At 58.5% G+C, this 20894-nt stretch carries 17 protein-coding genes; 14 read left to right on the plus strand and 3 right to left on the minus strand.

All coding sequences use genetic code 11. The features are described from left to right. Positions 1 to 526: 526 nt before the first annotated feature. The 7 genes from ALO80_RS25700 to ALO80_RS25730 all read left to right on the plus strand — a co-directional run bounded on the left by ALO80_RS25700 (position 527) and on the right by ALO80_RS25730 (position 8816). Positions 527 to 1885: a glutamine synthetase family protein gene (locus ALO80_RS25700; protein WP_002555767.1), complete on the plus strand. Its 1359-nt coding sequence runs from the start codon at positions 527 to 529 to the stop codon at positions 1883 to 1885. 68 nt (positions 1886 to 1953) lie between these two features. Beyond that, on the plus strand, positions 1954 to 3318 hold the full coding sequence (locus ALO80_RS25705) for an aspartate aminotransferase family protein (protein WP_055011016.1): 1365 nt from the start codon (positions 1954 to 1956) through the stop codon (positions 3316 to 3318). 141 nt (positions 3319 to 3459) lie between these two features. Continuing rightward, on the plus strand, positions 3460 to 4557 hold the full coding sequence (locus tag ALO80_RS25710) for a polyamine ABC transporter substrate-binding protein (RefSeq protein ID WP_054987256.1): 1098 nt from the start codon (positions 3460 to 3462) through the stop codon (positions 4555 to 4557). 171 nt (positions 4558 to 4728) lie between these two features. After that, on the plus strand, positions 4729 to 5823 hold the full coding sequence (locus ALO80_RS25715) for a polyamine ABC transporter substrate-binding protein (protein WP_055011017.1): 1095 nt from the start codon (positions 4729 to 4731) through the stop codon (positions 5821 to 5823). Between the two features lie 55 nt (positions 5824 to 5878). Further along, positions 5879 to 7021, plus strand: a complete 1143-nt coding sequence (gene potA / locus ALO80_RS25720) for a polyamine ABC transporter ATP-binding protein (protein ID WP_054987254.1) — start codon at positions 5879 to 5881, stop codon at positions 7019 to 7021. Then, positions 7018 to 7938 carry an ABC transporter permease subunit gene (locus ALO80_RS25725; RefSeq protein WP_003372160.1) on the plus strand — a complete coding sequence of 307 codons (921 nt, stop codon included), beginning with the start codon at positions 7018 to 7020 and terminating at the stop codon, positions 7936 to 7938. Before potA ends, ALO80_RS25725 begins: the two co-directional genes overlap by 4 nt. Continuing rightward, a complete protein-coding gene (locus ALO80_RS25730) occupies positions 7935 to 8816 on the plus strand; it encodes an ABC transporter permease subunit (RefSeq protein WP_054987253.1) in 882 nt (293 codons plus the stop codon). Before ALO80_RS25725 ends, ALO80_RS25730 begins: the two co-directional genes overlap by 4 nt. A 189-nt stretch (positions 8817 to 9005) precedes the next feature. Here the strand turns inward: ALO80_RS25730 and ALO80_RS25735 are convergent, their stop codons facing one another. After that, positions 9006 to 11393, minus strand: a complete 2388-nt coding sequence (locus ALO80_RS25735) for a penicillin acylase family protein (protein ID WP_055011018.1) — start codon at positions 11391 to 11393, stop codon at positions 9006 to 9008. Between the two features lie 278 nt (positions 11394 to 11671). Between ALO80_RS25735 and ALO80_RS25740 the strand changes: the two genes are divergently transcribed. Further along, the gene (locus tag ALO80_RS25740; protein ID WP_055011019.1) at positions 11672 to 12613 is read left to right on the plus strand and encodes a phospholipase BipL; all 942 of its coding nucleotides are present in this window, start codon (positions 11672 to 11674) and stop codon (positions 12611 to 12613) included. A gap of 151 nt (positions 12614 to 12764) precedes the next feature. Here ALO80_RS25740 and ALO80_RS25745 read toward each other — a convergent pair whose 3' ends face one another. Continuing rightward, positions 12765 to 13523, minus strand: coding sequence for a DUF2059 domain-containing protein (locus ALO80_RS25745; protein ID WP_054987249.1), 759 nt, complete (start codon positions 13521 to 13523; stop codon positions 12765 to 12767). Positions 13524 to 13664: 141 nt separating this feature from the next. Here ALO80_RS25745 and ALO80_RS25750 point away from each other — a divergent pair, with 141 nt between their 5' ends. Together ALO80_RS25750 and ALO80_RS25755 are read left to right on the plus strand one after the other, a co-directional pair. Then, positions 13665 to 14300 carry a 2OG-Fe(II) oxygenase gene (locus tag ALO80_RS25750; RefSeq protein WP_055011020.1) on the plus strand — a complete coding sequence of 212 codons (636 nt, stop codon included), beginning with the start codon at positions 13665 to 13667 and terminating at the stop codon, positions 14298 to 14300. 138 nt (positions 14301 to 14438) lie between these two features. Beyond that, positions 14439 to 14876: a DUF4399 domain-containing protein gene (locus tag ALO80_RS25755; RefSeq protein WP_055011021.1), complete on the plus strand. Its 438-nt coding sequence runs from the start codon at positions 14439 to 14441 to the stop codon at positions 14874 to 14876. Positions 14877 to 15152: 276 nt separating this feature from the next. Here ALO80_RS25755 and serA read toward each other — a convergent pair whose 3' ends face one another. Further along, positions 15153 to 16382 (minus strand): phosphoglycerate dehydrogenase, encoded by a 1230-nt coding sequence (gene serA / locus ALO80_RS25760; RefSeq protein WP_002555754.1) that lies wholly within the window; start codon positions 16380 to 16382, stop codon positions 15153 to 15155. A gap of 161 nt (positions 16383 to 16543) precedes the next feature. Here serA and ALO80_RS25765 point away from each other — a divergent pair, with 161 nt between their 5' ends. The 4 genes from ALO80_RS25765 (at position 16544) to ALO80_RS25780 (ending at position 20853) form a co-directional block, all read left to right on the plus strand. Beyond that, entirely contained in the window at positions 16544 to 17938 is a 1395-nt protein-coding gene (locus tag ALO80_RS25765) for an FAD-binding oxidoreductase (RefSeq protein ID WP_055011022.1), read from the plus strand. 67 nt (positions 17939 to 18005) lie between these two features. Beyond that, entirely contained in the window at positions 18006 to 18671 is a 666-nt protein-coding gene (locus ALO80_RS25770; RefSeq protein ID WP_054985102.1) for a fumarylacetoacetate hydrolase family protein, read from the plus strand. 207 nt (positions 18672 to 18878) lie between these two features. Then, entirely contained in the window at positions 18879 to 19823 is a 945-nt protein-coding gene (locus tag ALO80_RS25775) for an SdiA-regulated domain-containing protein (RefSeq protein ID WP_055011023.1), read from the plus strand. Positions 19824 to 19947: 124 nt separating this feature from the next. Next, positions 19948 to 20853, plus strand: coding sequence for an SdiA-regulated domain-containing protein (locus tag ALO80_RS25780; RefSeq protein WP_055011024.1), 906 nt, complete (start codon positions 19948 to 19950; stop codon positions 20851 to 20853). Positions 20854 to 20894: the final 41 nt, after the last annotated feature.

Genomic DNA, 20894 nt, shown 5'->3' on the forward strand with positions numbered 1-20894 from the left:
CATGATGAAGTCAATAGAGCCATTTTTGCCCTAAAACTGCGCCATATGGCCTTTTTTGCTGCTATTTAGGGCGTTTTATTCTGCTTCCTGGTAATGCTGGATACGGGCTTGAGCGGCCTGTCTTCTATTATTAACGGGCTGTTGTATAAAAAAATGAACGAGGCTAAGCTCGATCGCAACCCAATAGAGCAACAATAGCGGGGGTCCAATGCGTCACCTTCCATTGGTCGACACGCAGATATCCAGTCGGTACCGCGGCCATCATGCCTGTGATATCAGTGCTCGTGGTGGATTGACGCACATTGCGACACTCCCGGACGGCCATCAGAGCCCGTCTGCTCTACTCTCAAGGCTGGACATTACCACTATAACGGCGTCGTCAGTGTGACCGTCCCGTCTGGAAATCCGGCTCTGCAGCTGTCACCTTACCCCTATTCGGCTCTCGCCGAAACGAGTTGTACCCATGACGCCGATGCGTCTAGAAAACGCCTGATCACGGTCAGGACAATAAAACCCTGAGGTATTTATGAGTACCAACCTCGACCAGCTCACCGATTGGTTGAAAGAACACAAGATTACCGAAGTCGAATGCATGATGTCCGACCTTACCGGCATCACCCGCGGCAAGATCTCGCCGACCAACAAATTCATCGCTGAAAAAGGCATGCGTCTGCCTGAAAGCGTGCTGTTGCAGACGGTAACCGGTGACTATGTAGAGGACGATATCTACTACGAGCTGCTGGACCCGGCAGACATCGACATGATTTGCCGCCCCGACCAGAACGCGGTGTACCTGGTGCCCTGGGCGGTAGAGCCCACAGCGCAGGTGATTCACGACACCTACGACAAGCAGGGCAACCCTATCGAGCTGTCGCCGCGCAACGTCTTGAAGAAGGTCCTGAAACTCTACGCCGATCAAGGCTGGCAGCCCATCGTGGCACCCGAGATGGAGTTTTACCTGACCAAACGCAGTGATGACCCCGACTATCCGCTGCAGCCGCCAATCGGTCGCTCCGGGCGGCCCGAGACCGGGCGGCAGTCGTTCTCCATCGAAGCTGCCAATGAGTTCGACCCATTGTTCGAAGACGTCTATGACTGGTGCGAGCTGCAGAATCTGGATCTGGATACGCTGATCCACGAAGACGGCACGGCGCAGATGGAAATCAACTTCCGTCACGGCGACGCTCTGTCGCTGGCTGATCAGATTCTGGTGTTCAAGCGCACCATGCGCGAAGCCGCCCTCAAGCATGACGTTGCGGCGACCTTCATGGCCAAGCCGATGACCGGCGAGCCTGGCAGTGCCATGCACTTGCACCAGAGCATCATCGACATCGAGACCGGCAAGAACATCTTCTCGAATGAAGACGGGACCATGAGCGAGCTGTTTCTGAACCATGTCGGTGGTCTGCAGAAATTCATCCCCGAGCTGTTGCCGCTGTTCGCGCCCAACGTCAACTCGTTTCGCCGCTTTCTGCCCGACACTTCGGCCCCGGTGAATGTCGAGTGGGGCGAAGAAAACCGCACCGTCGGCCTGCGCGTGCCGGATGCCGTGCCGCAGAACCGCCGTGTGGAAAACCGTCTGCCGGGTGCCGATGCCAATCCTTATCTGGCCATCGCCGCCAGCCTGCTGTGCGGGTTTATCGGCATGGTCGAAGGCATCAACCCGAGCGCGCCGGTGGTCGGGCGTGGCTACGAGCGGCGCAACCTGCGCCTGCCGTTGACCATCGAAGACGCGCTGGAGCGCATGGAAAACAGCAAGACCATTGAAAAATACCTGGGCAAGAAATTCATCATCGGTTATGTCGCGGTCAAGCGCGCCGAGCATGAAAACTTCAAGCGCGTGATCAGTTCGTGGGAGCGGGAATTCCTGCTTTTCGCCGTCTGATCGCGCAGAGCGCTGCTGCGGCTGATGCACGGCGCTCTGACAACTGACCTGATCAAAGGAAGTGCTGCATGAGTGCCAACAACCCGCAAACCCTCGAATGGCAGGCCCTGAGCAGCGAGCATCACCTGGCACCGTTCAGCGATTACAAGCAGTTGAAAGAGAAAGGCCCGCGCATCATCACTCGCGCCGAGGGCGTTTATCTGTGGGACAGCGAGGGCAACAAGATCCTCGATGGCATGTCCGGCCTGTGGTGCGTTGCCATTGGCTATGGTCGCGAAGAACTGGCCGACGCTGCCAGCAAGCAGATGCGTGAGCTGCCTTACTACAACCTGTTCTTCCAGACCGCCCACCCGCCGGTGCTGGAGCTGGCCAAGGCTATTTCCGAGATCGCTCCACAAGGCATGAATCATGTGTTCTTCACCGGCTCAGGCTCCGAAGGCAATGACACGATGCTGCGCATGGTTCGTCATTACTGGGCGCTCAAGGGGCAGCCGAACAAGAAAACCATTATCAGCCGCGTCAACGGTTATCACGGTTCGACCGTCGCCGGAGCCAGCCTGGGCGGCATGACGTACATGCACGAGCAGGGCGACTTGCCGATCCCGGGGGTGGTGCATATTCCGCAGCCGTACTGGTTCGGCGAAGGTGGCGACATGACACCCGACGAGTTTGGGGTGTGGGCTGCCGAGCAACTGGAAAAGAAAATTCTCGAACTGGGCGTCGAGAACGTCGGGGCATTCATCGCCGAGCCGATCCAGGGCGCGGGCGGTGTGATCATCCCGCCCGAGTCCTACTGGCCAAAGATCAAGGAGATCCTTTCCCGCTACGACATCCTCTTCGCCGCCGATGAGGTCATTTGTGGCTTCGGGCGCACCAGTGAGTGGTTCGGTAGCGATTTCTACGGCCTCAAGCCAGACATGATGACCATCGCCAAAGGGCTAACCTCCGGTTACGTGCCGATGGGTGGCCTGATCGTACGCGATGAAATCGTTGCGGTGCTCAACGACGGCGGCGATTTCAATCACGGCTTCACCTACTCGGGGCATCCGGTGGCGGCTGCGGTTGCGCTGGAGAACATACGTATCCTGCGCGAAGAAAAGATCGTCGAACGGGTCAAGTTGGAAACGGCACCGTATTTGCAAAAGCGTTTGCGTGAGTTGAGCGATCATCCACTGGTGGGCGAAGTCCGCGGCGTCGGGCTGCTGGGGGCCATCGAACTGGTGAAGAACAAGGTCACTCGCGAGCGTTACACCGACAAGGGCGCGGGAATGATCTGTCGAACCTTCTGCTTCGATAATGGCCTGATCATGCGGGCTGTGGGCGATACGATGATCATTGCGCCGCCATTGGTGATCAGTTTTGTGGAAATCGACGAGCTGGTCGAAAAGGCTCGCAAATGCCTGGACCTGACGCTGGCGGTATTGCAGGACTGAATCCGCAAAAAAAGTGTCGATTCAAGCGCAATGTGCGTTGTTTTAGGGGCCTTGGCTTGTAAGCCTGCCCAGGAAATTGCCAGACTAATGGCTACACGCCGCTAACTGACGGTCAGTGATAAAAATACATTGGAGCTACGCATGAAAAAATTTGGCAAGACCCTTCTCGCGCTGTCCCTGATGGGCGTTGTGGCCGCCGCTGCGCAGGCCGATGACAAAGTGCTGCACGTCTACAACTGGTCCGATTACATCGCGCCGGACACCGTTGCCAAGTTCGAGAAGGAATCGGGCATCAAGGTGGTCTACGACGTTTTCGACAGCAACGAGACGCTGGAAGCCAAATTGCTCGCTGGCAAGTCCGGCTATGACATTGTTGTGCCGTCCAACAACTTCCTGGCCAAGCAGATCAAGGCCGGTGTTTATCAGGAACTGGACAAGTCCAGGCTGCCAAACTGGAAGAACCTGAACGAATCGCTGCTCAAGGCCGTGTCGGTCAGCGATCCGGATAACAAGCATGCCTTCCCGTACATGTGGGGGTCGATCGGTATCGGCATCAACCCGGACAAGGTCAAGGCTGCACTGGGGGCCGATGCGCCGGTCAACTCGTGGGATCTGCTGTTCAAGCCGGAAAACGCTGCCAAGCTGAAATCGTGCGGCATCAGCTTCCTCGACTCGCCGACCGAAATGCTGCCGATTGCCTTGCATTATCTGGGCTACCCGACCGACTCTCAGGACAAGAAGCAGCTTGCCGAAGCTGAAGCGCTGTTCATGAAGATTCGTCCGTCGATTGGCTATTTCCACTCGTCCAAGTACATCTCGGACCTGGCCAACGGCAACATTTGCGTAGCCGTCGGCTATTCGGGTGACATCTATCAGGCCAAGTCGCGTGCTGCCGAGGCCGGTGGCAAGGTCAAAGTTGCCTACAACATTCCGAAAGAAGGCGCTGGCAGCTTCTATGACATGGTCGCCATTCCCAAGGATGCCGAAAACGTCGAAGGTGCCTACAAGTTCATGACCTTCCTGATGAAGCCGGAAATCATGGCCGAAATCACCAATGCAGTACGCTTCCCGAACGGCAACGCGGCGGCCACGGCACTGGTCGACAAGGAAATCACCAGTGACCCTGGCGTTTATCCACCTGCCGATGTTCAGGCCAAGTTGTATGCAATCGCGGACTTGCCGGCTGCGACCCAGCGGATCATGACCCGCAGCTGGACCAAGATAAAGTCAGGTAAATAAGCCTGTCATCAAACCTGTGGATGCTGCGTAGCCTTGGCCACGCAGCCTCCAGCAGACAGGAATATTGCCTAAACCTTTGCTGGATGGACGCATAGACGGTAAGTTGCGCGCCGGTTTGGTTTTCCGGACGCCCTCCGGCGCTCAGGCCCCTCTGTTAAAAGGACTCATTCTTTGTCTATTTCTATTTTTTCCAAAACCTTGCTGGCGGCTGCCGGGCTGATGCTGACGATCAGTGCTCAGGCTGAATCCACCGTGCATATTTATAACTGGTCCGATTACATCGGCAAGACCACCCTGGCGGACTTTGAAGCGGCCACCGGCATCAAGCCGATGTACGACGTGTTCGACTCCAATGAAACCCTGGAAGCCAAGCTGCTGGCCGGGCGCACGGGCTACGACGTGGTGGTGCCGTCCAATCATTTCCTCGGCAAGCAGATCAAGGCCGGCGCTTTCCAGAAACTCGACAAGTCGTTACTGCCCAACTACAAGAATCTCGACCCGGCGCTGCTCAAGCGTCTGGAGAAGAACGACCCTGGCAACCAGTACGCAGTGCCGTATCTGTGGGGCACCAACGGCATCGGTTACAACGTCGACAAGGTCAAGGCCGTGTTGGGCGTCGACAAGATCGACTCCTGGGCAGTGTTGTTCGAGCCTGAAAACATCAAGAAGCTGTCCAGTTGCGGCGTAGCGTTTCTCGACTCTGCCGATGAAATGTTGCCGGCAGTGCTCAACTACATGGGGCTGGACCCCAACAGCACCAAGGAAGCCGATTACAAGAAGGCCGAAGCCAAGCTCATGGCGATTCGTCCTTACGTGACCTATTTCCATTCTTCCAAATACATTACCGACCTGGCCAATGGCGACATCTGTGTTGCGGCCGGTTTTTCGGGTGACGTGTTCCAGGCCAGGTCCCGTGCGGAAGAAGCAGGCAAGGGCGTGAAGCTTGCCTACAGCATCCCGAAAGAGGGCGGCAACCTGTGGTTCGACATGCTGGCGATCCCGGCGGACTCGAAGAACGTCAAGGCCGCCAGCGCTTTCATCAACTACATGCTTGACCCGAAGGTCATCGCCAAGGTCAGCGATGAAGTCGGCTACGCCAACCCCAATCCCGCCTCCGGCGAGTTCATGGACCAGAGCATCCGTACCGATGAAGCGGTTTATCCGCCTCAGGAAGTGCTGGACCGCCTGTTCGTGAACAGCGAGTTGCCACCCAAGGTGCAACGTCTGATGACCCGCAGCTGGACCAAGGTCAAGTCGGGCAAATAAAAATCCAGCTCCCGGCCGTATTGGCCGGGTTGCCTACCTGTTGGGAGTTTCACCCATGGCAGTTGCCTCCGGCGCCTACAAGAAAGCCCTCGAAGGCGGTCAGCAACCCAAAGAGGTGCTGGTCAAGATTGATCGGGTCACGAAAAAGTTCGACGAGACGATTGCGGTGGACGACGTGTCCCTGCAGATCAACAAAGGCGAGATATTCGCCCTGCTTGGCGGCTCCGGTTCCGGTAAATCGACACTGCTGCGCATGCTGGCCGGGTTCGAACGGCCTACCGAGGGCCGCATCTACCTCGACGGTGTCGACATTACCGACATGCCGCCGTACGAACGTCCGATCAACATGATGTTCCAGTCCTACGCCCTGTTCCCGCACATGACCGTGGCGGACAACATCGCCTTCGGCCTGAAACAGGACAAGCTGGCCAAGCCGGAAATTGACGCCCGCGTGGCGGAAATGCTCAAGCTGGTGCAGATGACTCAGTACGCCAAACGCAAGCCGCATCAACTCTCGGGTGGTCAGCGTCAGCGTGTGGCCCTGGCCCGTTCGCTGGCCAAAAAGCCCAAGCTGTTGCTGCTCGACGAGCCGATGGGGGCGCTGGACAAGAAGCTGCGTTCGCAGATGCAGCTGGAACTGGTGGAGATCATCGAGCGCGTTGGCGTGACCTGCGTGATGGTGACCCACGATCAGGAAGAGGCCATGACCATGGCCGAGCGCATCGCGATCATGCACCTGGGCTGGATCGCGCAGATCGGCAGCCCGATCGACATCTACGAGACCCCGACCAGCCGTCTGGTCTGCGAATTCATCGGCAGCGTCAACCTGTTCGAAGGCGATGTGATCGAAGACATGGAAGCTCACGCGCTGATCCGCAGCCCCGAGCTGGAGCGCAATATCTACGTCGGCCACGGCGTCAGTACGTCGGTGGAAGACAAGCACATCACCTACGCGCTGCGCCCGGAGAAACTGCTGATCACCACCGAGCAGCCGGGCTTCGAATACAACTGGTCGCGTGGCAAGGTCCACGACATCGCCTATCTGGGCGGTCACTCGGTGTTCTACGTCGAGCTGCCGGGCGGCAAGCTGGTCCAGTCTTTCGTCGCCAACGCCGAGCGTCAGGGCGCACGGCCTACCTGGGGCGATGAAGTCTACGTCTGGTGGGAAGACGACAGCGGCGTGGTACTGCGCTCATGAAAATCCGCAAGATCAAGCGCGCGTTCGAGCGCATAAAGCCCAACGGGCGGCAGATGGTCATCGGCGTGCCGTTCCTCTGGCTGTTCCTGTTCTTTGCCTTGCCGTTTTTGATCGTGCTCAAGATCAGCTTCGCCGAAGCCGACGTCGCGATCCCGCCGTACACAGAGATTTTCAGTTACGCCGACGAAAAGCTGCAAATGGTCCTCAACTTCGCCAACTACACCTTGCTCAGTGGCGATGACCTGTACGTTTCGGCCTATCTGGGTTCGCTGAAAATGGCCTTTATCAGCACGCTGCTGTGCCTGCTGATCGGCTATCCGATGGCCTATGCCATCGCCAGCGCCCGTAAAGACCTGCAAACCGTGCTGTTGCTGCTGATCATGATGCCGACCTGGACCGCAATCCTGATCCGCGTCTACGCCTGGATGGGCATTCTCAGCAACAACGGACTGCTCAATGCCTTCCTGATGTGGCTGGGCCTGATCGACGCGCCGTTGCAGATCCTCAACACCAACCTGGCGGTGTACATCGGCGTAGTCTATTCCTACCTGCCATTCATGATCCTGCCGCTGTACGCCAACCTCGTGAAGCACGACACCAGCCTGCTGGAAGCAGCGTCCGACCTGGGTTCCAGCACGTTCAACAGCTTCTGGAAAATCACCGTGCCGTTGTCCAAGAACGGCGTTATCGCCGGCTGCATGCTGGTGTTCATTCCCGTGGTGGGCGAGTTCGTGATCCCAGAGCTGCTGGGTGGTCCGGAAACCCTGATGATCGGTCGCGTGTTGTGGCAGGAATTCTTCAACAACCGTGACTGGCCGGTGGCTTCGGCGCTGGCGGTCATCATGCTGCTGGTGCTGATCGTGCCCATTATCCTGTTCAACCGCAGTCAGGCTAAAGAACTGGAGGGCAAGGCATGAACCGCTTTCGATTCTCGAACCTGATGCTGGTCCTGGGTTTGCTGTTCATTTATGCGCCGATGGTGATTCTGGTCATCTACTCGTTCAACGCCTCGCAACTGGTGACGGTCTGGGGCGGCTGGTCGGTGAAATGGTACGTCGGCCTGCTGGACAACTCGCAACTGATGGGCTCGGTGATGCGCTCGCTGGAAATTGCCTGCTACACCGCCGTTGCGGCGGTGGCGCTGGGCACCATGGCTGCGTTTGTGCTGACCCGCATCAGCCGCTTCAAGGGCCGCACGTTCTTCGGCGGGCTGGTGACTGCGCCGCTGGTGATGCCGGAAGTGATCACCGGCCTGTCGCTGTTGCTGCTGTTCGTGGCCATGGCGCAGTTGATCGGCTGGCCGCAGGAGCGCGGCATCATGACCATCTGGATCGCGCACACAACGTTCTGCGCCGCCTACGTGGCGGTGGTGGTGTCGGCGCGGCTGCGTGAGCTGGACCTGTCGATCGAGGAGGCGGCCATGGATCTGGGTGCGCGTCCGTGGAAGGTGTTCTTTCTGATCACCATCCCGATGATCGCGCCATCGCTGGCGGCCGGGGGCATGATGTCGTTTGCGTTGTCGCTGGACGACCTGGTACTCGCCAGCTTCGTCTCCGGGCCGGGTTCGACGACCTTGCCGATGGAAGTGTTCTCGGCCGTGCGTCTGGGTGTGAAGCCTGAGATCAACGCGGTTGCCAGCCTGATCCTGCTGGCCGTGTCACTGGCGACCTTCCTGGTCTGGTTCTTCACCCGCCGCGCCGAAAACAACCGCAAACGTGCTATCCAGCAAGCCATTGATGAAAGCGCAGCAGATGCCTGGAAGCAACCAGACCCGAGGCGTGCTCCGACGGCCTGACAGCTGCGGCACGGCAGGACGCAGAGCGCCCGGGACTGCATGCCTGCGCAGAGCACGGGAACGATGACCTCGCTGGATTTGAGATCAGGTTATCGTTTCACGCTCCAGCGTGGGAACGCAGTTCTGGATTGCTCCGCGCCCGATCCTGATCTTGCGGCGCGGCGCCTTGGCACGATATTCACCTAACTGCTACGCGCCCGGCACCAGCCGCAAAACCCCTTCCGTATGCTCCGCCACGTCCTTCTCGCTGAAGCGCTGCGGTACGTATTCGCCGCTCACAAACGCCTTGGCCTGATCCGAATAATGCTTGTCGAACGGCACGCCACTTTGCCCTACCGGGTTGATCCCCAGGCTATGGGCCGGATCGGCGAAGTCGATGAGGCGGCGGGTCGAGGGACCGTAGCCGACCGGCCATGGGGCAGGGCGGATGCTGGATGACAGGTTATTCGGTACTTCATGCGTGCCCGGTGCGGCATAGGGGCCAACGTTGAAAATCATGTCCAGCGGCTTCTGTGAACCCATCGGGTGGCCCTGCGTGAGAGTGTGAGTCTTGCCCCACACCCATTCATCCGGGTTGTTGCCGTACAACGACTTCAAGTGCGACACACTGGCCCGCCACGCTACCTTGACAGTATTGGCGCGACTTTCTTCGTGAGGGGAATTGCGATTGTTCCACCACGGCGAATCGGCATCGGCTGCCAGGCGCGGCAGGGCGGCGTCCAGTACGCGGGTCGACAGCAGTGTTTCAAACATCGTGTCGCCCAGTTCGTCGTGGAAGGTCTCTTCGGTCAGGTCGAACAGGAACTGGTTGAACAGCGTGGCCCCCACCGAATCCACAGGGTAATCGCCTTTCCAGCTGGCCATGCGCTCCACAAGGGCGAGTTCGTCCGGGTCACTGACGACGCCGCGCAGCACCGGGATCAAGGGGGTGAGAATGCTCGGTGCATAGTCGGTCTGCGTACCCAACTGGAGCGCTTTGCTGGCTGCCAGGTCCCACTTGACCGTAGAGTTGCTCAGTTGCCGGTTCAGCTCCTGACCGCGCTCGGCCGGGTTGTAGTAACCGGGAATCTGCATGCCGGTCGGCGACAGGGGCTGGAAGTTGGCTGACACGATGTAGCCACGCGCCGGGTTTTCTTCGTGCGGGTTGGCGCTGAACGGGTAGAAACCGAGTTTATCGGCCTGCGCCGTGCTGCCATCCAGAATGAAGCCGGGGTTGACGCCTTCCGGGCGGATCGGCAATTGCGCCGCTGCCCACCAGCCGATGTCACCCTTGGCATTGGCCCAGACGATATTGAGACCCGGCGACTGGATTTTCTCGGCGGCGTTGCGCATCTTCTCCAGCGTATCGGCACGGTTGGCCTCGTAGAAACCATCCAGTACCGGGTTGGCCGACACCAGAAAGGACCACCACATGGCAATCGGCGTCTGGCCCGCGTTCTTGCCCATCACATTATTGACGATCGGGCCGTGCGGCGACTCCAGCAGCGTCAGAACGACTGGCGATTGACCCTTGACTGCAATCTGTTGCTCGGTGCGGGTCATATTGACCCATTGGCCGTGATACCAGACCTGATCGGGATTATCAGGATTGGTCTTCTCGGCGATCAGGTCCACGTCATCGTTCTGGAACATGGTCAGGCTCCAGCCGAAATCCATGTTGTGCCCCAGAAACGCAAACGGATTGAGCCCCGGAAAATGTCCGTACAGCTCAAAGCCCGGCGCAGACAGCTGCGCTTCGTACCACACAGAGGGCACCGAGAAGCGGATATGCGGGTCGCCTGCCAGTATCGGTTTGCCGCTTTGCGTGCGGCTGCCGGAAATCGCCCAGGCGTTACTGCCCTCGAACTGCGGCAGACCCGCGTCTTCCAGCGCTGTGTGGCTCAACCGGGCCAACTGCGCCAGGCCTTTCCAGTCGGCGCTGGCCAACGCCGGCCTGGCACCCAGAACGCCGTCCGGATGCCAGTCCAGGTCAAACACTTTCAAATAGTTCGGACCCAGCTGATCGCGCACATACGTCAGCAGTGGTTCGGTTCTGAACGCTGCCGCGAAGCTGTACGCCAGATAGCCACCGATGCTGACCGTGTCTTCGGTCGTAAAGCGTCGCTTGGGGATGCCCAGTGCGTCGAATTCCATCGGCCTCGCATGAGTGTCCTGATACTGATTGACGCCGTCGATGTAGGCTTCCAGTGCTTTCCAGGTGGGCGTGTTCTTGTCCTGACGTGCGACATAAGCGTCGGCATGCTGGCGAATGCGCAGGGTACGAAACAGTTTGTCGGTCTCGACCAGGTTCGGTCCAAGTATCTCCGCCAGTTCGCCGCGCGCCAGACGCCGCAGCATTTCCATCTGGAACAGCCGGTCCTGGGCATGGGCATAACCCAGCGCACGGTAAAGATCGGCTTCGTTTTCGGCCCGGATGTGCGGCACGCCACGTTCGTCATACCGCAGAGTAACGGGGGCCTGGAGACGACTCATGGCAATTTCGCCATCACGCACCGGTTGTTTGCTATTGATGTACCAGCCTGCGCCACCTGCAAGGACGGCGATGACAATAGCGAGAATGACGAGGCTGCGTTTCATCCGGTTTCTCTGTGAATGGCGTGAGGCATGGGTGAGTACTATGGTGAACTACATGGCAGCAGACTGACTGCCGGCCTGGCTGGATACAGCGCGAAAGCCTACCGCGATCAAGTGCAAAGCAGGCATTAAGATAGCGCTCGCTATCGTACAGACCGATGGCGATACGCCGATTCATGACTCAAACACGTGATTGCAGCGGCGCAGCTTGCCATGCCGGAGCATACAGAAGAATATCGTTACACAATTTTACTCACCGCCTGCCGGAATCTGGAAGCCACATGTCCGCCACGTTTGACCCCGATAAACTACGCGCCAGCCTGCTGCCGCTGAATGTCATCGACCCGCTTTCCATGGACGGACTGGCCTATCAGCGTTTCTACGGGCTGGCCGGGCTGGGCGGTGAAAAAGTCATACGCAGCTGGCTGGGGCGGCTTGATGTCGCGGGTTACGAGGTTGTCGGGCAAGTGTGGATGCCTGACAGTCCGGTCGCCACGCTGTTTTTGTTTCACGGTTTCTATGACCACATGGGGCTGTACCGTCATGTGATCGAGTGGGCGCTGAATCACGGGTTTGCCGTGATCGCCTGCGATTTGCCGGGGCACGGACTGTCCAGTGGCAGCCGGGCCTGTATCAATGACTTCTCTGAATACCAGCTCGTGCTGCAACGCCTGCTGCTTGAGGCCGAAGTCCTGGGGCTGCCGCATCCCTGGCACCTTTGCGGGCAAAGCATGGGTGGCGCCATCGTGACCGATCACCTGCTGCATCAGGGGCATGACACGCCAGCGCAAGGTGAGGTGATCCTCCTGGCGCCTCTGGTCAGGCCAAGGGCCTGGGGCTGGTCGCGGTTGAGTTATCAACTGCTGAAACCGTTCGTCAACGGCATTGCCCGGCGCTTCACGGAGAATTCCAATGCGCCCGCGTTCCTGCCTTTTCTATTGGCGGACCCTTTGCAGCCACGCCGCCTGCCCACTGCCTGGGTCGGCGCGCTGTCGAAATGGATCGTGCGTATCGAAAGCGCACCACGCAGCCTGCGCAGCCCGCTGATCATTCAGGGCGAGGCGGACATGACGGTGGACTGGTCTCACAACCTTGCGGTGCTGAACGGCAAGTTCAGCCAGCCGCAGATTCTGATGCTCGGCCATGCCCGGCATCATCTGGCCAACGAATCGCCGGAATTACGGGCAAGGTATTTTGACTTTCTGGAAGGGCGGCTTCGTTAGACTCTTGCAGCCTTGCCGGCCTGCCCCAGAGAACTCCAGAACAGCCAGGCTAAAAAAGCCATTGCGGTAGCGGTAGCGAGTAGGGCCAGAGAGTCCTTCATACGGTTGTTTCCGTTCAATTGGCCCGAGGCGCTTGAGAAATCGGGCGGTTTTACTGGCCGGGATTCAAACTCGACGCACTTTGCCCGACCGCCAGTCCGGCGCGAATCGCGGCCAGTGCGGCTTGATAATAGGCTTTGCCTTCGGGCGACTCGGCGAAGGTCGAGAACTCTTCGAGTTCCGGATCGGAGAGGTCGCGATAGACATACAGCAGCGTGTTATTGAGATCAGCGCTGATCTGCGCCATCAGGCGTTCGCGCTGGCCTTCGAGCATGCCCTGCGCCTGACCGCCGCCCAACAGACCGGGAATCATCTGGCTCAGACTGTCGGCGGCAACGCCGGCGATAGCCAGGCTGACTTCCGCCCCCGCCTGCCTGGCAGGCAGCGCTTGGGCGAGGTGGCCGATCAGCAACTGACGCGTTGCATCCGCTTCGATATGCGGCAGACCCTGCGCATGCTTGGCCAACTGGTCGGCGCGGGTAGCAGTCAGTTCTGCATTGACGATCTTGCGGCCCAGTGGCGATTGAAAGAATTGCAGCGCCGGGCTCGGATCCTTGAGGCCTTCGCGCAAGCGCTTTGATGCGCGCTGGTCCATGGCCTGGGGGGCGAAGCGCTGATTGCTGTTATTGACCAGCGCCTGATAAACAGCGGGCGGCAGGTTGTTGCTGTAGCGCTGCTGGGCGGCCTTGAGAGCATCGTTGAAATGCGCGCGCTGTTCCGGCCAGCCTGCAGCTTTATACAACTGATCGTAGCTGTCTGCCCAGGCAGGTGAGGTGCAGAACATCAACAGCAAAACAAACAAACGACGCATTGGGGACTCCTGTCGGCAGGCCGCTATTCTCCGGGTGTTGGCGGGGATTTGTCGAGTTATGAGTGCCTTTGGCGAATGAAATCTCCCGCGTGTGATGCGGCATGTATACGCCTCTGTCGGATTTCATGGCTTATGGATACTATGCACGCCATGCACATACCCTCTGACCATCCACTGCTGCTTCGAATCGTCGACGACCTGGCCGCCAACGGCTGGTCGCAGCAGAATATTTTCCTGCCCGAAGCTCTGACTCTGGAACTTGAGCAAGAGTGCCGAAAACGTGCTGCCGAAGGCGAGCTCGAACCTGCCGCTATTGGCAAAGGGCCAGCGCAGGAAATCCGCGAAGGCATTCGTGGTGATCGCATCCAGTGGCTTGAAGCAGGGCAGGTGCAATGCTGCGACAGTTATCTGCACCTGATGGAAAGCTTGCGTCAGGCGCTCAATCGCGGCCTTTTCCTGGGACTGGAAGACTACGAAAGCCATTTTGCGCTGTATCCTCCCGGCGCTCGCTACCTCAGGCATGTGGATCGTTTCCGCGATGATGACAAGCGCGTAGTGTCGGCGGTGCTCTACCTCAATAATGCCTGGCTGCCCGAGCATGGTGGTCAGTTGCGCATGTACCTCAAGGGCGATGTCGCTTACGACGTCCAGCCTACAGGCGGCTGCCTGGTGGTTTTTCTGTCCGGTGATATTCCCCACGAAGTCATGCCCGCCAGCCGAGACCGACTGTCATTGACGGGCTGGTTCAGACGCCGGGGCAATGAGCTGTTCCAGTGACGTTTATGGCCCGATCATGAAAACTGTTTCATGAATGCGGTGAGCCATTAAGCCAGACTGCGGTCTATCGTGAGCATTCCTGAACCGACGGATTTGTTGTGTGAGGGTCGACTTACGTCAACTGGAACCGGAGCAATCATGAAATCCTTATTTTCTGGAACGATGGTCGCGGGCCTGTTGCTCAGCGCATCCATGCTGGTCAGCGCCGCCGATATGCCACGCACCGCATCTCCTGAAGGGGCCGAGGTGTACATTATCTCGCCCAAGGATGGTGAAACCGTCACTTCACCGTTCAAAGTGCAATTCGGTCTTAAAGGCATGGGCGTTGCGCCGGCAGGTGTGGATGTTCCCGAGACCGGTCACCATCATCTGCTGATCGACGTGAAGGACCAGCCAGCGATGGATGCTCCGCTGCCGGTCAGTGACAACATTCGCCACTTCGGCAAAGGCCAGACCGAGACCGAAATCAACCTGCCACCAGGCCAGCACACATTGCAATTGCTGATGGGCGACAAAGGCCATATGCCGCTGAACCCTTCGGTCGAGTCGAAGAAGATCACCATCAATGTGAAGTAGGTGTGTCAGCGAGGTGGGGCGCCGGGCGTCACGAAAAGGCATTCGGGAGCACTGGGCTTTCAGGCTTCTGCCCAAAGGGCGTGGGAGCTTCAGGAGGTTACGACGGCTGCGATGGGCTGCGAAGCGGCCCTGAAACCTGCTACCTCCGGTGTGTCTGATGTTTGCTGCCGGTTCCCGGCAGTTCGCGGACAAGTCCGCTCCCACACAATCTAAGCGTCGCCCGGTCCGCTCCCACGCCCTTTGGGCAGAATCAGAAGCAGACTTAGTGGGGCGGTATTAAAACAAGACGCGGCTGCGGATGGTGCCTTTGATCTGTTGCAGCTTGGCCTGGGCGAGGTCCGAGTATTCGGCGTCGACGTCGATCACCACGTAACCGACCTTCTCGTTGGTCTGCAGGAACTGACCGGAGATGTTGATGCCGTTCTCGGCGAAGACCTTGTTGATCTCGCTGAGCACGCCCGGGATGTTCTCGTGGATGTGCAGCAGGCGGTGCTTGCCAGGGTGAGCCGGCAGGGCAACTTCCGGGAAATTGACCGAGGACACCGACGTACCGTTGTCGCTGTACTTGACCAGCTTTTCCGCCACTTCCAGACCGATATTGGCCTGCGCCTCGGCAGTCGAACCACCGATGTGCGGCGTCAGGATCACGTTGTCCAGACCACGCAGCGGGCTTTCGAAGATGTCGTCGTTCGAGCGTGGCTCGACCGGGAACACATCGATGGCCGCACCGATCAGGTGCTTGTCCTTGATCGCGTCAGCCAGGGCGTCCAGCTCGACAACCGTGCCGCGTGCCGCGTTGATCAGGATGCTGCCCTTCTTCATCGCGCGAATTTCTTTTTCGCCGATCATCCACTGGGTTTCCGAGGTTTCCGGCACATGCAGGGTCACGATGTCGGACATGCCCAGCAGTTCGTTCAGGCTGGACACCTGGGTGGCGTTGCCCAGTGGCAGCTTGGTCAGGGTGTCATAGAAATACACCTGCATGCCCAGGCCTTCGGCCAGAACCGACAGTTGGGTACCGATCGAGCCGTAACCGATGATGCCCAGCTTCTTGCCGCGGATTTCGAAGGAATTGGCCGCGCTCTTGATCCAGCCGCCACGGTGGCAGGAAGCATTCTTTTCGGGGATGCCGCGCAGCAGCAGGATCGCTTCGGCCAGCACCAGCTCGGCCACCGAACGGGTATTGGAGTAGGGCGCATTGAACACCGCAATACCGCGCTCGCGCGCTGCATTGAGGTCAACCTGGTTGGTGCCGATGCAGAAGCAGCCGACTGCAACCAGTTTTTTGGCGCAATCGAACAGCTCTTCGGTCAACTGAGTGCGTGAGCGAATACCGATGAAGTGCGCATCGGCGATCTTTTCTTTCAGTTCGGCTTCCGGCAGAGACTTGGTGTGGTACTCGATGCTGGTATAGCCGGCTGCCTTGAGGACGTCGACAGCGGACTGATGGACGCCTTCGAGAAGAAGGAACTTGATCTTGCTCTTGTCGAGGGAAGTCTTGCTCATCTGCGTAAACCTGTGTCCCGAAGAAAATTGGCAGGGGGTGCCCGGTTCGGCTCTGGGCACGACTCACGGGGGGCGTATGCTAGCATATGAGCCCCGCGAAACCTCATCCCGTAACGTGAACCGTTCTCAGGATGCCCATGAATTGTTCGAGAGTTGAGTCCATGACCGATCGCGCTTTGATTGATGAGCTGCAGACCGTGGTTGACACCGGCAAGGTGCTGACCGATGCCGATTCTCTGCAGACTTACGGCAAGGACTGGACCAGGCAATTCACCCCTGCGCCGCTGGCCATCGTGTTTCCGAAGACCACCGAACAGGTACAGGCCATCGTGCGATGGGCCAATGAACGGCGCGTGGCGCTGGTGCCATCCGGGGGGCGAACCGGGCTGTCTGCGGCGGCGGTGGCGGCTAACGGCGAGGTGGTCGTGTCGTTCGATCACATGAATCAGGTGCTGGAGTTGAATCTGACCGATCGAACGGCGGTCTGCCAGCCTGGCGTGATCACTCGACAATTGCAGGCCCTGGCCGAAGACAACGGCCTTTATTACCCGGTCGATTTCGCCTCTTCGGGCTCCAGCCAGATAGGTGGCAACATCGGCACCAACGCAGGCGGTATCAAGGTCATTCGCTACGGCATGACGCGCAATTGGGTCGCGGGCCTTAAAGTGGTCACCGGCAAGGGCGACCTGCTGGAGTTGAACAAGGATCTGATCAAGAACGCTACCGGCTACGACTTGCGTCAGCTGTTCATCGGAGCCGAGGGTACGCTGGGTTTTGTCGTCGAAGCCACCATGCGCCTCGACCGTGCGCCAAAAAACCTTACCGCGATGGTGCTGGGCACCTCGGACTTCAACTCGATCATGCCGGTGTTGCATGCCTTTCACGGCAAGCTCGACCTGACCGCTTTCGAGTTCTTTTCCGACAAATCCTTCGCCCGTGTCATGGCGCGCGGTGACGTACCGTCACCCTTCGACACGCCATGCCCGTTCTATGTGCTGCTGGAGTTCGAAGCAACCACCGAAGACCTGGCCGATCAGGCGCTGGCGACCTTCGAGCACTGCGTCGAGCAGGGTTGGGTGCTCGACGGTGTGATGAGCCAGAGCGAACAGCAGCTACGCAATCTGTGGAAACTGCGCGAGTACATCTCCGAAACCATCTCGCACTTCACCCCGTACAAGAACGATATTTCCGTCACCGTTTCGAAAGTGCCGGAGTTTCTAGCCGAAATCGACGCCATCGTCGCTGAACACTACCCGGATTTTGAAGTGCTGTGGTACGGCCATATTGGCGACGGCAACCTGCACCTGAACATTCTCAAGCCCGAAAGCCTCGACAAGGCTGAGTTCTTCGTCAAATGTGCGCAGGTCAACAAGTGGGTGTTCGAGACGGTGGAAAAATACAACGGCTCGATTTCCGCCGAGCACGGGGTCGGGATGACCAAGCGCGACTATTTGACGTACAGTCGCTCGCCGGTTGAAATCGAATACATGAAAGCGTTGAAAGCGGTGTTCGACCCTAATGGCATCATGAATCCGGGGAAAATATTCGCCGTTTGATGCCTGTTGGATCGCACACCGCGATGCCAACACAGCCACGCCACACTTACCAGACCCGGGAGACGTCATGAGCTACCAGCACAAATATGTCGATGGCACCAACATCCACTTCCCGCTGGGCAAAGTGGTCTGCATTGGCCGTAACTACGCCGAGCACGCCAAGGAGCTGGGCAACCCGGTGCCTACCGAACCGCTGTTGTTCATGAAGCCCGGCAGTGCGGTGGTTGCGCTGGAAGGAGGGTTCACCATCCCGGCAGATCGCGGCTCGGTGCATTACGAAGCCGAGATCGTGGTGTTGATCGGCAAGCCTTTGAGCAAGAACCCTTCCCGCGAAGAAGTGCTCGATGCCATCAGTGGCTTTGCGCCCGGCCTGGACCTGACCCTGCGCGATGTCCAGTCGCGTCTGCGTGAGAAAGGTCTGCCATGGGAGCTGGCCAAATGCTTCGACGGTGCTGCGGTGATCCCGCCGTTCGTTCCCGCCGAGACCTTTCCTGACCTGACCGACATCGGCATCCGCCTGACCATCAACGGCAAGGTGGTTCAGGATGGCAACAGCAACCTGATGCTCAACCCGATTGTGCCGATGATCCAGCACATGGCTGCCAACTTCTCGTTGCAGGCCGGTGACCTCATTATGACCGGTACCCCTGCGGGCGTAGGTCCGTTTGAAGCCGGTGACGAAATCGTCCTGGAGCTGGTCGGGCAAACGCCGTTCAGCAGCGTCGTTCGTTAAGCGCATACCCGCCTCATGCTTCATCCACAGCCACGCGGGTCATTCCCGGGTGGCTTTTGTTTATCCGGTGGTTGATAGTTCGGGTCGTTTTGCGTTTTTTTCACACCTGCTCTGGATAATCCCGCCGACCTGCGCGGGTGCGCACTTGCGGACGCCCAGTTGTTACGAACCGTTGTCACGAAGTCCAATTTGCTCAGGAACACTTGAATGGCCATTCCTGCCTCAACGCCGCCTCGCGCCAAAAAACGCTTTGCCTTTATACGTAACATGCGCTGGTATTCGTGGCTGCTACTGATCGCCCTGATGGGCTATGGCCTGGCGTTCGCAATGCACTGGGATGATCGTGCCTTGCTGTGGTTTCAGGAAAGATTCGAGAGCAAGGCGGGTCGTCACGCCAGTATCTGGCTGCCGGACTATCATGTAGATATCGATGCCAAGGTGTTACCGGGCATGGAAAAGGACGAAGCTTCGGATCTTTCCTACAACCCGGTTACCAAAACGTTGTTTGCGGTCATGGGCAAGAATGCATTTCTGGTGGAACTGACGCTCACAGGCGATGTGTTGCGCAAGATTCCTTTGGTGGGCTGGAGCAATCCGGAAGGGGTTGCAGTCATGAACGACGGGCTGATTGCGATTACCGACGAGCGTCAACACATGTTGACCATCGTCAAGGTGACCGCCGATACCGCCAGCCTGAACATTGCGGATTTTCCCCAGTACGATCTGGGCAAGTCTGCGAACCAGAACAAGGGTTTCGAAGGCATTGCCTGGGACCCGCGTCGTCAACAGTTGATACTGGGGGAAGAGCGTCCGCCGGCATTGTTTATCTGGCAAAGCAACGGCAGTGACGTGCTGAAAGGTGACAAGCAGCAACTTCCGAGTCGTGCACTGGACATGCGCAACCTGTCCTCGCTGAGTATCGACCCGCGCACCGGCCATATGCTTGCGCTTTCGGCCGACTCTCATCTGTTGCTGGAAGTCGACGAACAGGGCGAGCAGGTGAGCTTCATGACCCTGCTGGGCGGCATGAATGGCTTGAAGGATACGATCCCCCGTGCCGAAGGTGTGGCGCTGGACGAGGCCGGGACGTTGTACATGGTCAGCGAACCGAACCTGTTCTATTCGTTTCACAGGACGCCTCGCAAGCACTGAGCCAGGACGGCAGATACCTCAGTAGCCGATACACATTCGGCAAAAATATAGCACCATGCCATTAAGCTTGCTTTCAGAATGGCGTGGTATCAATGCCGCCCGCTCAACTTGCCGAGTCACCTCAATGCGCCGCTCCATCCGCTCTTTATTCCTGCTTGTCGTCCTTGTTCCGTTGGTTGTGCTGTTCATGCGCGCCAATGAGCGCTACCGCTACGTGGAGCGCGTATTGTTCGACTGGCAAGTGTTCTGGCAGTCCGACTCGCTTCAGGCCATTGGTCTTGATCAGTATCGTGCTGTGACAGAAGAGCAGGTTATCAAGGGGCTTGAGGACGATGTCTCGGGCCTGAGCTACGACCCGGACCGCAAGAGCCTGTTCACGGTGACCAACCAGAATCCTGAACTGGTCGAACTCAGCCTGGATGGTCGCGTGCTGCGCCGTATTCCGCTGGTGGGGTTTGGCGATGCAGAGGCCGTTGAATACATCAGCCCCGGCGTTTACGTCATCAGTGATGAGCGTCAACTGCGGCTGATTCAGATTCATGTGGATGACAACACCAAAAGTCTGAACGCCGCCGATGCCGAGCAACTGACGCTGGGGCTGACGACCAGTGGCAATAAAGGCTACGAAGGTCTGGCCTATGACTCGCGCGGCAAGCGCCTGTTTGTCGCCCGCGAGCGCGATCCTGTGCAAATCATCGAGGTGCGCGGCTTTCCCAGAGTCAATGCCGACGCACCGGGTAATCTCCAGGTGATCACTGACGGCAAACGTGATGGCAAGCTTTCCGTGCGCGATCTGTCCAGTCTGCAATTCGATGAGGCGAGCGGCCACCTGCTGGCGCTGTCCGATGAATCGAAACGCATTCTGGAACTCGATACCACTGGCCGGCCGATTGGCAGTGGTTCGCTGAAAAAAGGCGACATGGGCTTGAGCAGGAGCGTGCCACAGGCCGAAGGCATGGCCATGGACGACGAAGGAACGCTGTATCTGGTGAGCGAGCCGAACCTGTTTTATGTGTTCCGCAAGCCTTGAGTCTTTGAGGCACATGCCCACCTTGCGTGGGCATGTGCGGT

It is taken from the genome of Pseudomonas caricapapayae (assembly GCF_001400735.1).
GTDB classification, from domain to species: domain Bacteria; phylum Pseudomonadota; class Gammaproteobacteria; order Pseudomonadales; family Pseudomonadaceae; genus Aquipseudomonas; species Aquipseudomonas caricapapayae.

Excerpts from the sequence above, each read along its gene's own strand:
- ALO80_RS25705 (WP_055011016.1), top strand. The coding sequence starts at position 1,954 with ATGAGTGCCAACAACCCGCAAACCCTCGAATGGCAGGCCCTGAGCAGC.
- ALO80_RS25730 (WP_054987253.1), top strand. The coding sequence starts at position 7,935 with ATGAACCGCTTTCGATTCTCGAACCTGATGCTGGTCCTGGGTTTGCTG.
- ALO80_RS25725 (WP_003372160.1), top strand. The coding sequence starts at position 7,018 with ATGAAAATCCGCAAGATCAAGCGCGCGTTCGAGCGCATAAAGCCCAAC.
- ALO80_RS25775 (WP_055011023.1), top strand. The coding sequence starts at position 18,879 with ATGGCCATTCCTGCCTCAACGCCGCCTCGCGCCAAAAAACGCTTTGCC.
- ALO80_RS25735 (WP_055011018.1), bottom strand. The coding sequence starts at position 11,393 with ATGAAACGCAGCCTCGTCATTCTCGCTATTGTCATCGCCGTCCTTGCA.
- ALO80_RS25740 (WP_055011019.1), top strand. The coding sequence starts at position 11,672 with ATGTCCGCCACGTTTGACCCCGATAAACTACGCGCCAGCCTGCTGCCG.
- potA (WP_054987254.1), top strand. The coding sequence starts at position 5,879 with ATGGCAGTTGCCTCCGGCGCCTACAAGAAAGCCCTCGAAGGCGGTCAG.
- ALO80_RS25710 (WP_054987256.1), top strand. The coding sequence starts at position 3,460 with ATGAAAAAATTTGGCAAGACCCTTCTCGCGCTGTCCCTGATGGGCGTT.
- ALO80_RS25745 (WP_054987249.1), bottom strand. The coding sequence starts at position 13,523 with ATGCGTCGTTTGTTTGTTTTGCTGTTGATGTTCTGCACCTCACCTGCC.
- ALO80_RS25780 (WP_055011024.1), top strand. The coding sequence starts at position 19,948 with ATGCGCCGCTCCATCCGCTCTTTATTCCTGCTTGTCGTCCTTGTTCCG.
- ALO80_RS25750 (WP_055011020.1), top strand. The coding sequence starts at position 13,665 with ATGCACGCCATGCACATACCCTCTGACCATCCACTGCTGCTTCGAATC.
- ALO80_RS25700 (WP_002555767.1), top strand. The coding sequence starts at position 527 with ATGAGTACCAACCTCGACCAGCTCACCGATTGGTTGAAAGAACACAAG.
- ALO80_RS25765 (WP_055011022.1), top strand. The coding sequence starts at position 16,544 with ATGACCGATCGCGCTTTGATTGATGAGCTGCAGACCGTGGTTGACACC.
- serA (WP_002555754.1), bottom strand. The coding sequence starts at position 16,382 with ATGAGCAAGACTTCCCTCGACAAGAGCAAGATCAAGTTCCTTCTTCTC.
- ALO80_RS25770 (WP_054985102.1), top strand. The coding sequence starts at position 18,006 with ATGAGCTACCAGCACAAATATGTCGATGGCACCAACATCCACTTCCCG.
- ALO80_RS25755 (WP_055011021.1), top strand. The coding sequence starts at position 14,439 with ATGAAATCCTTATTTTCTGGAACGATGGTCGCGGGCCTGTTGCTCAGC.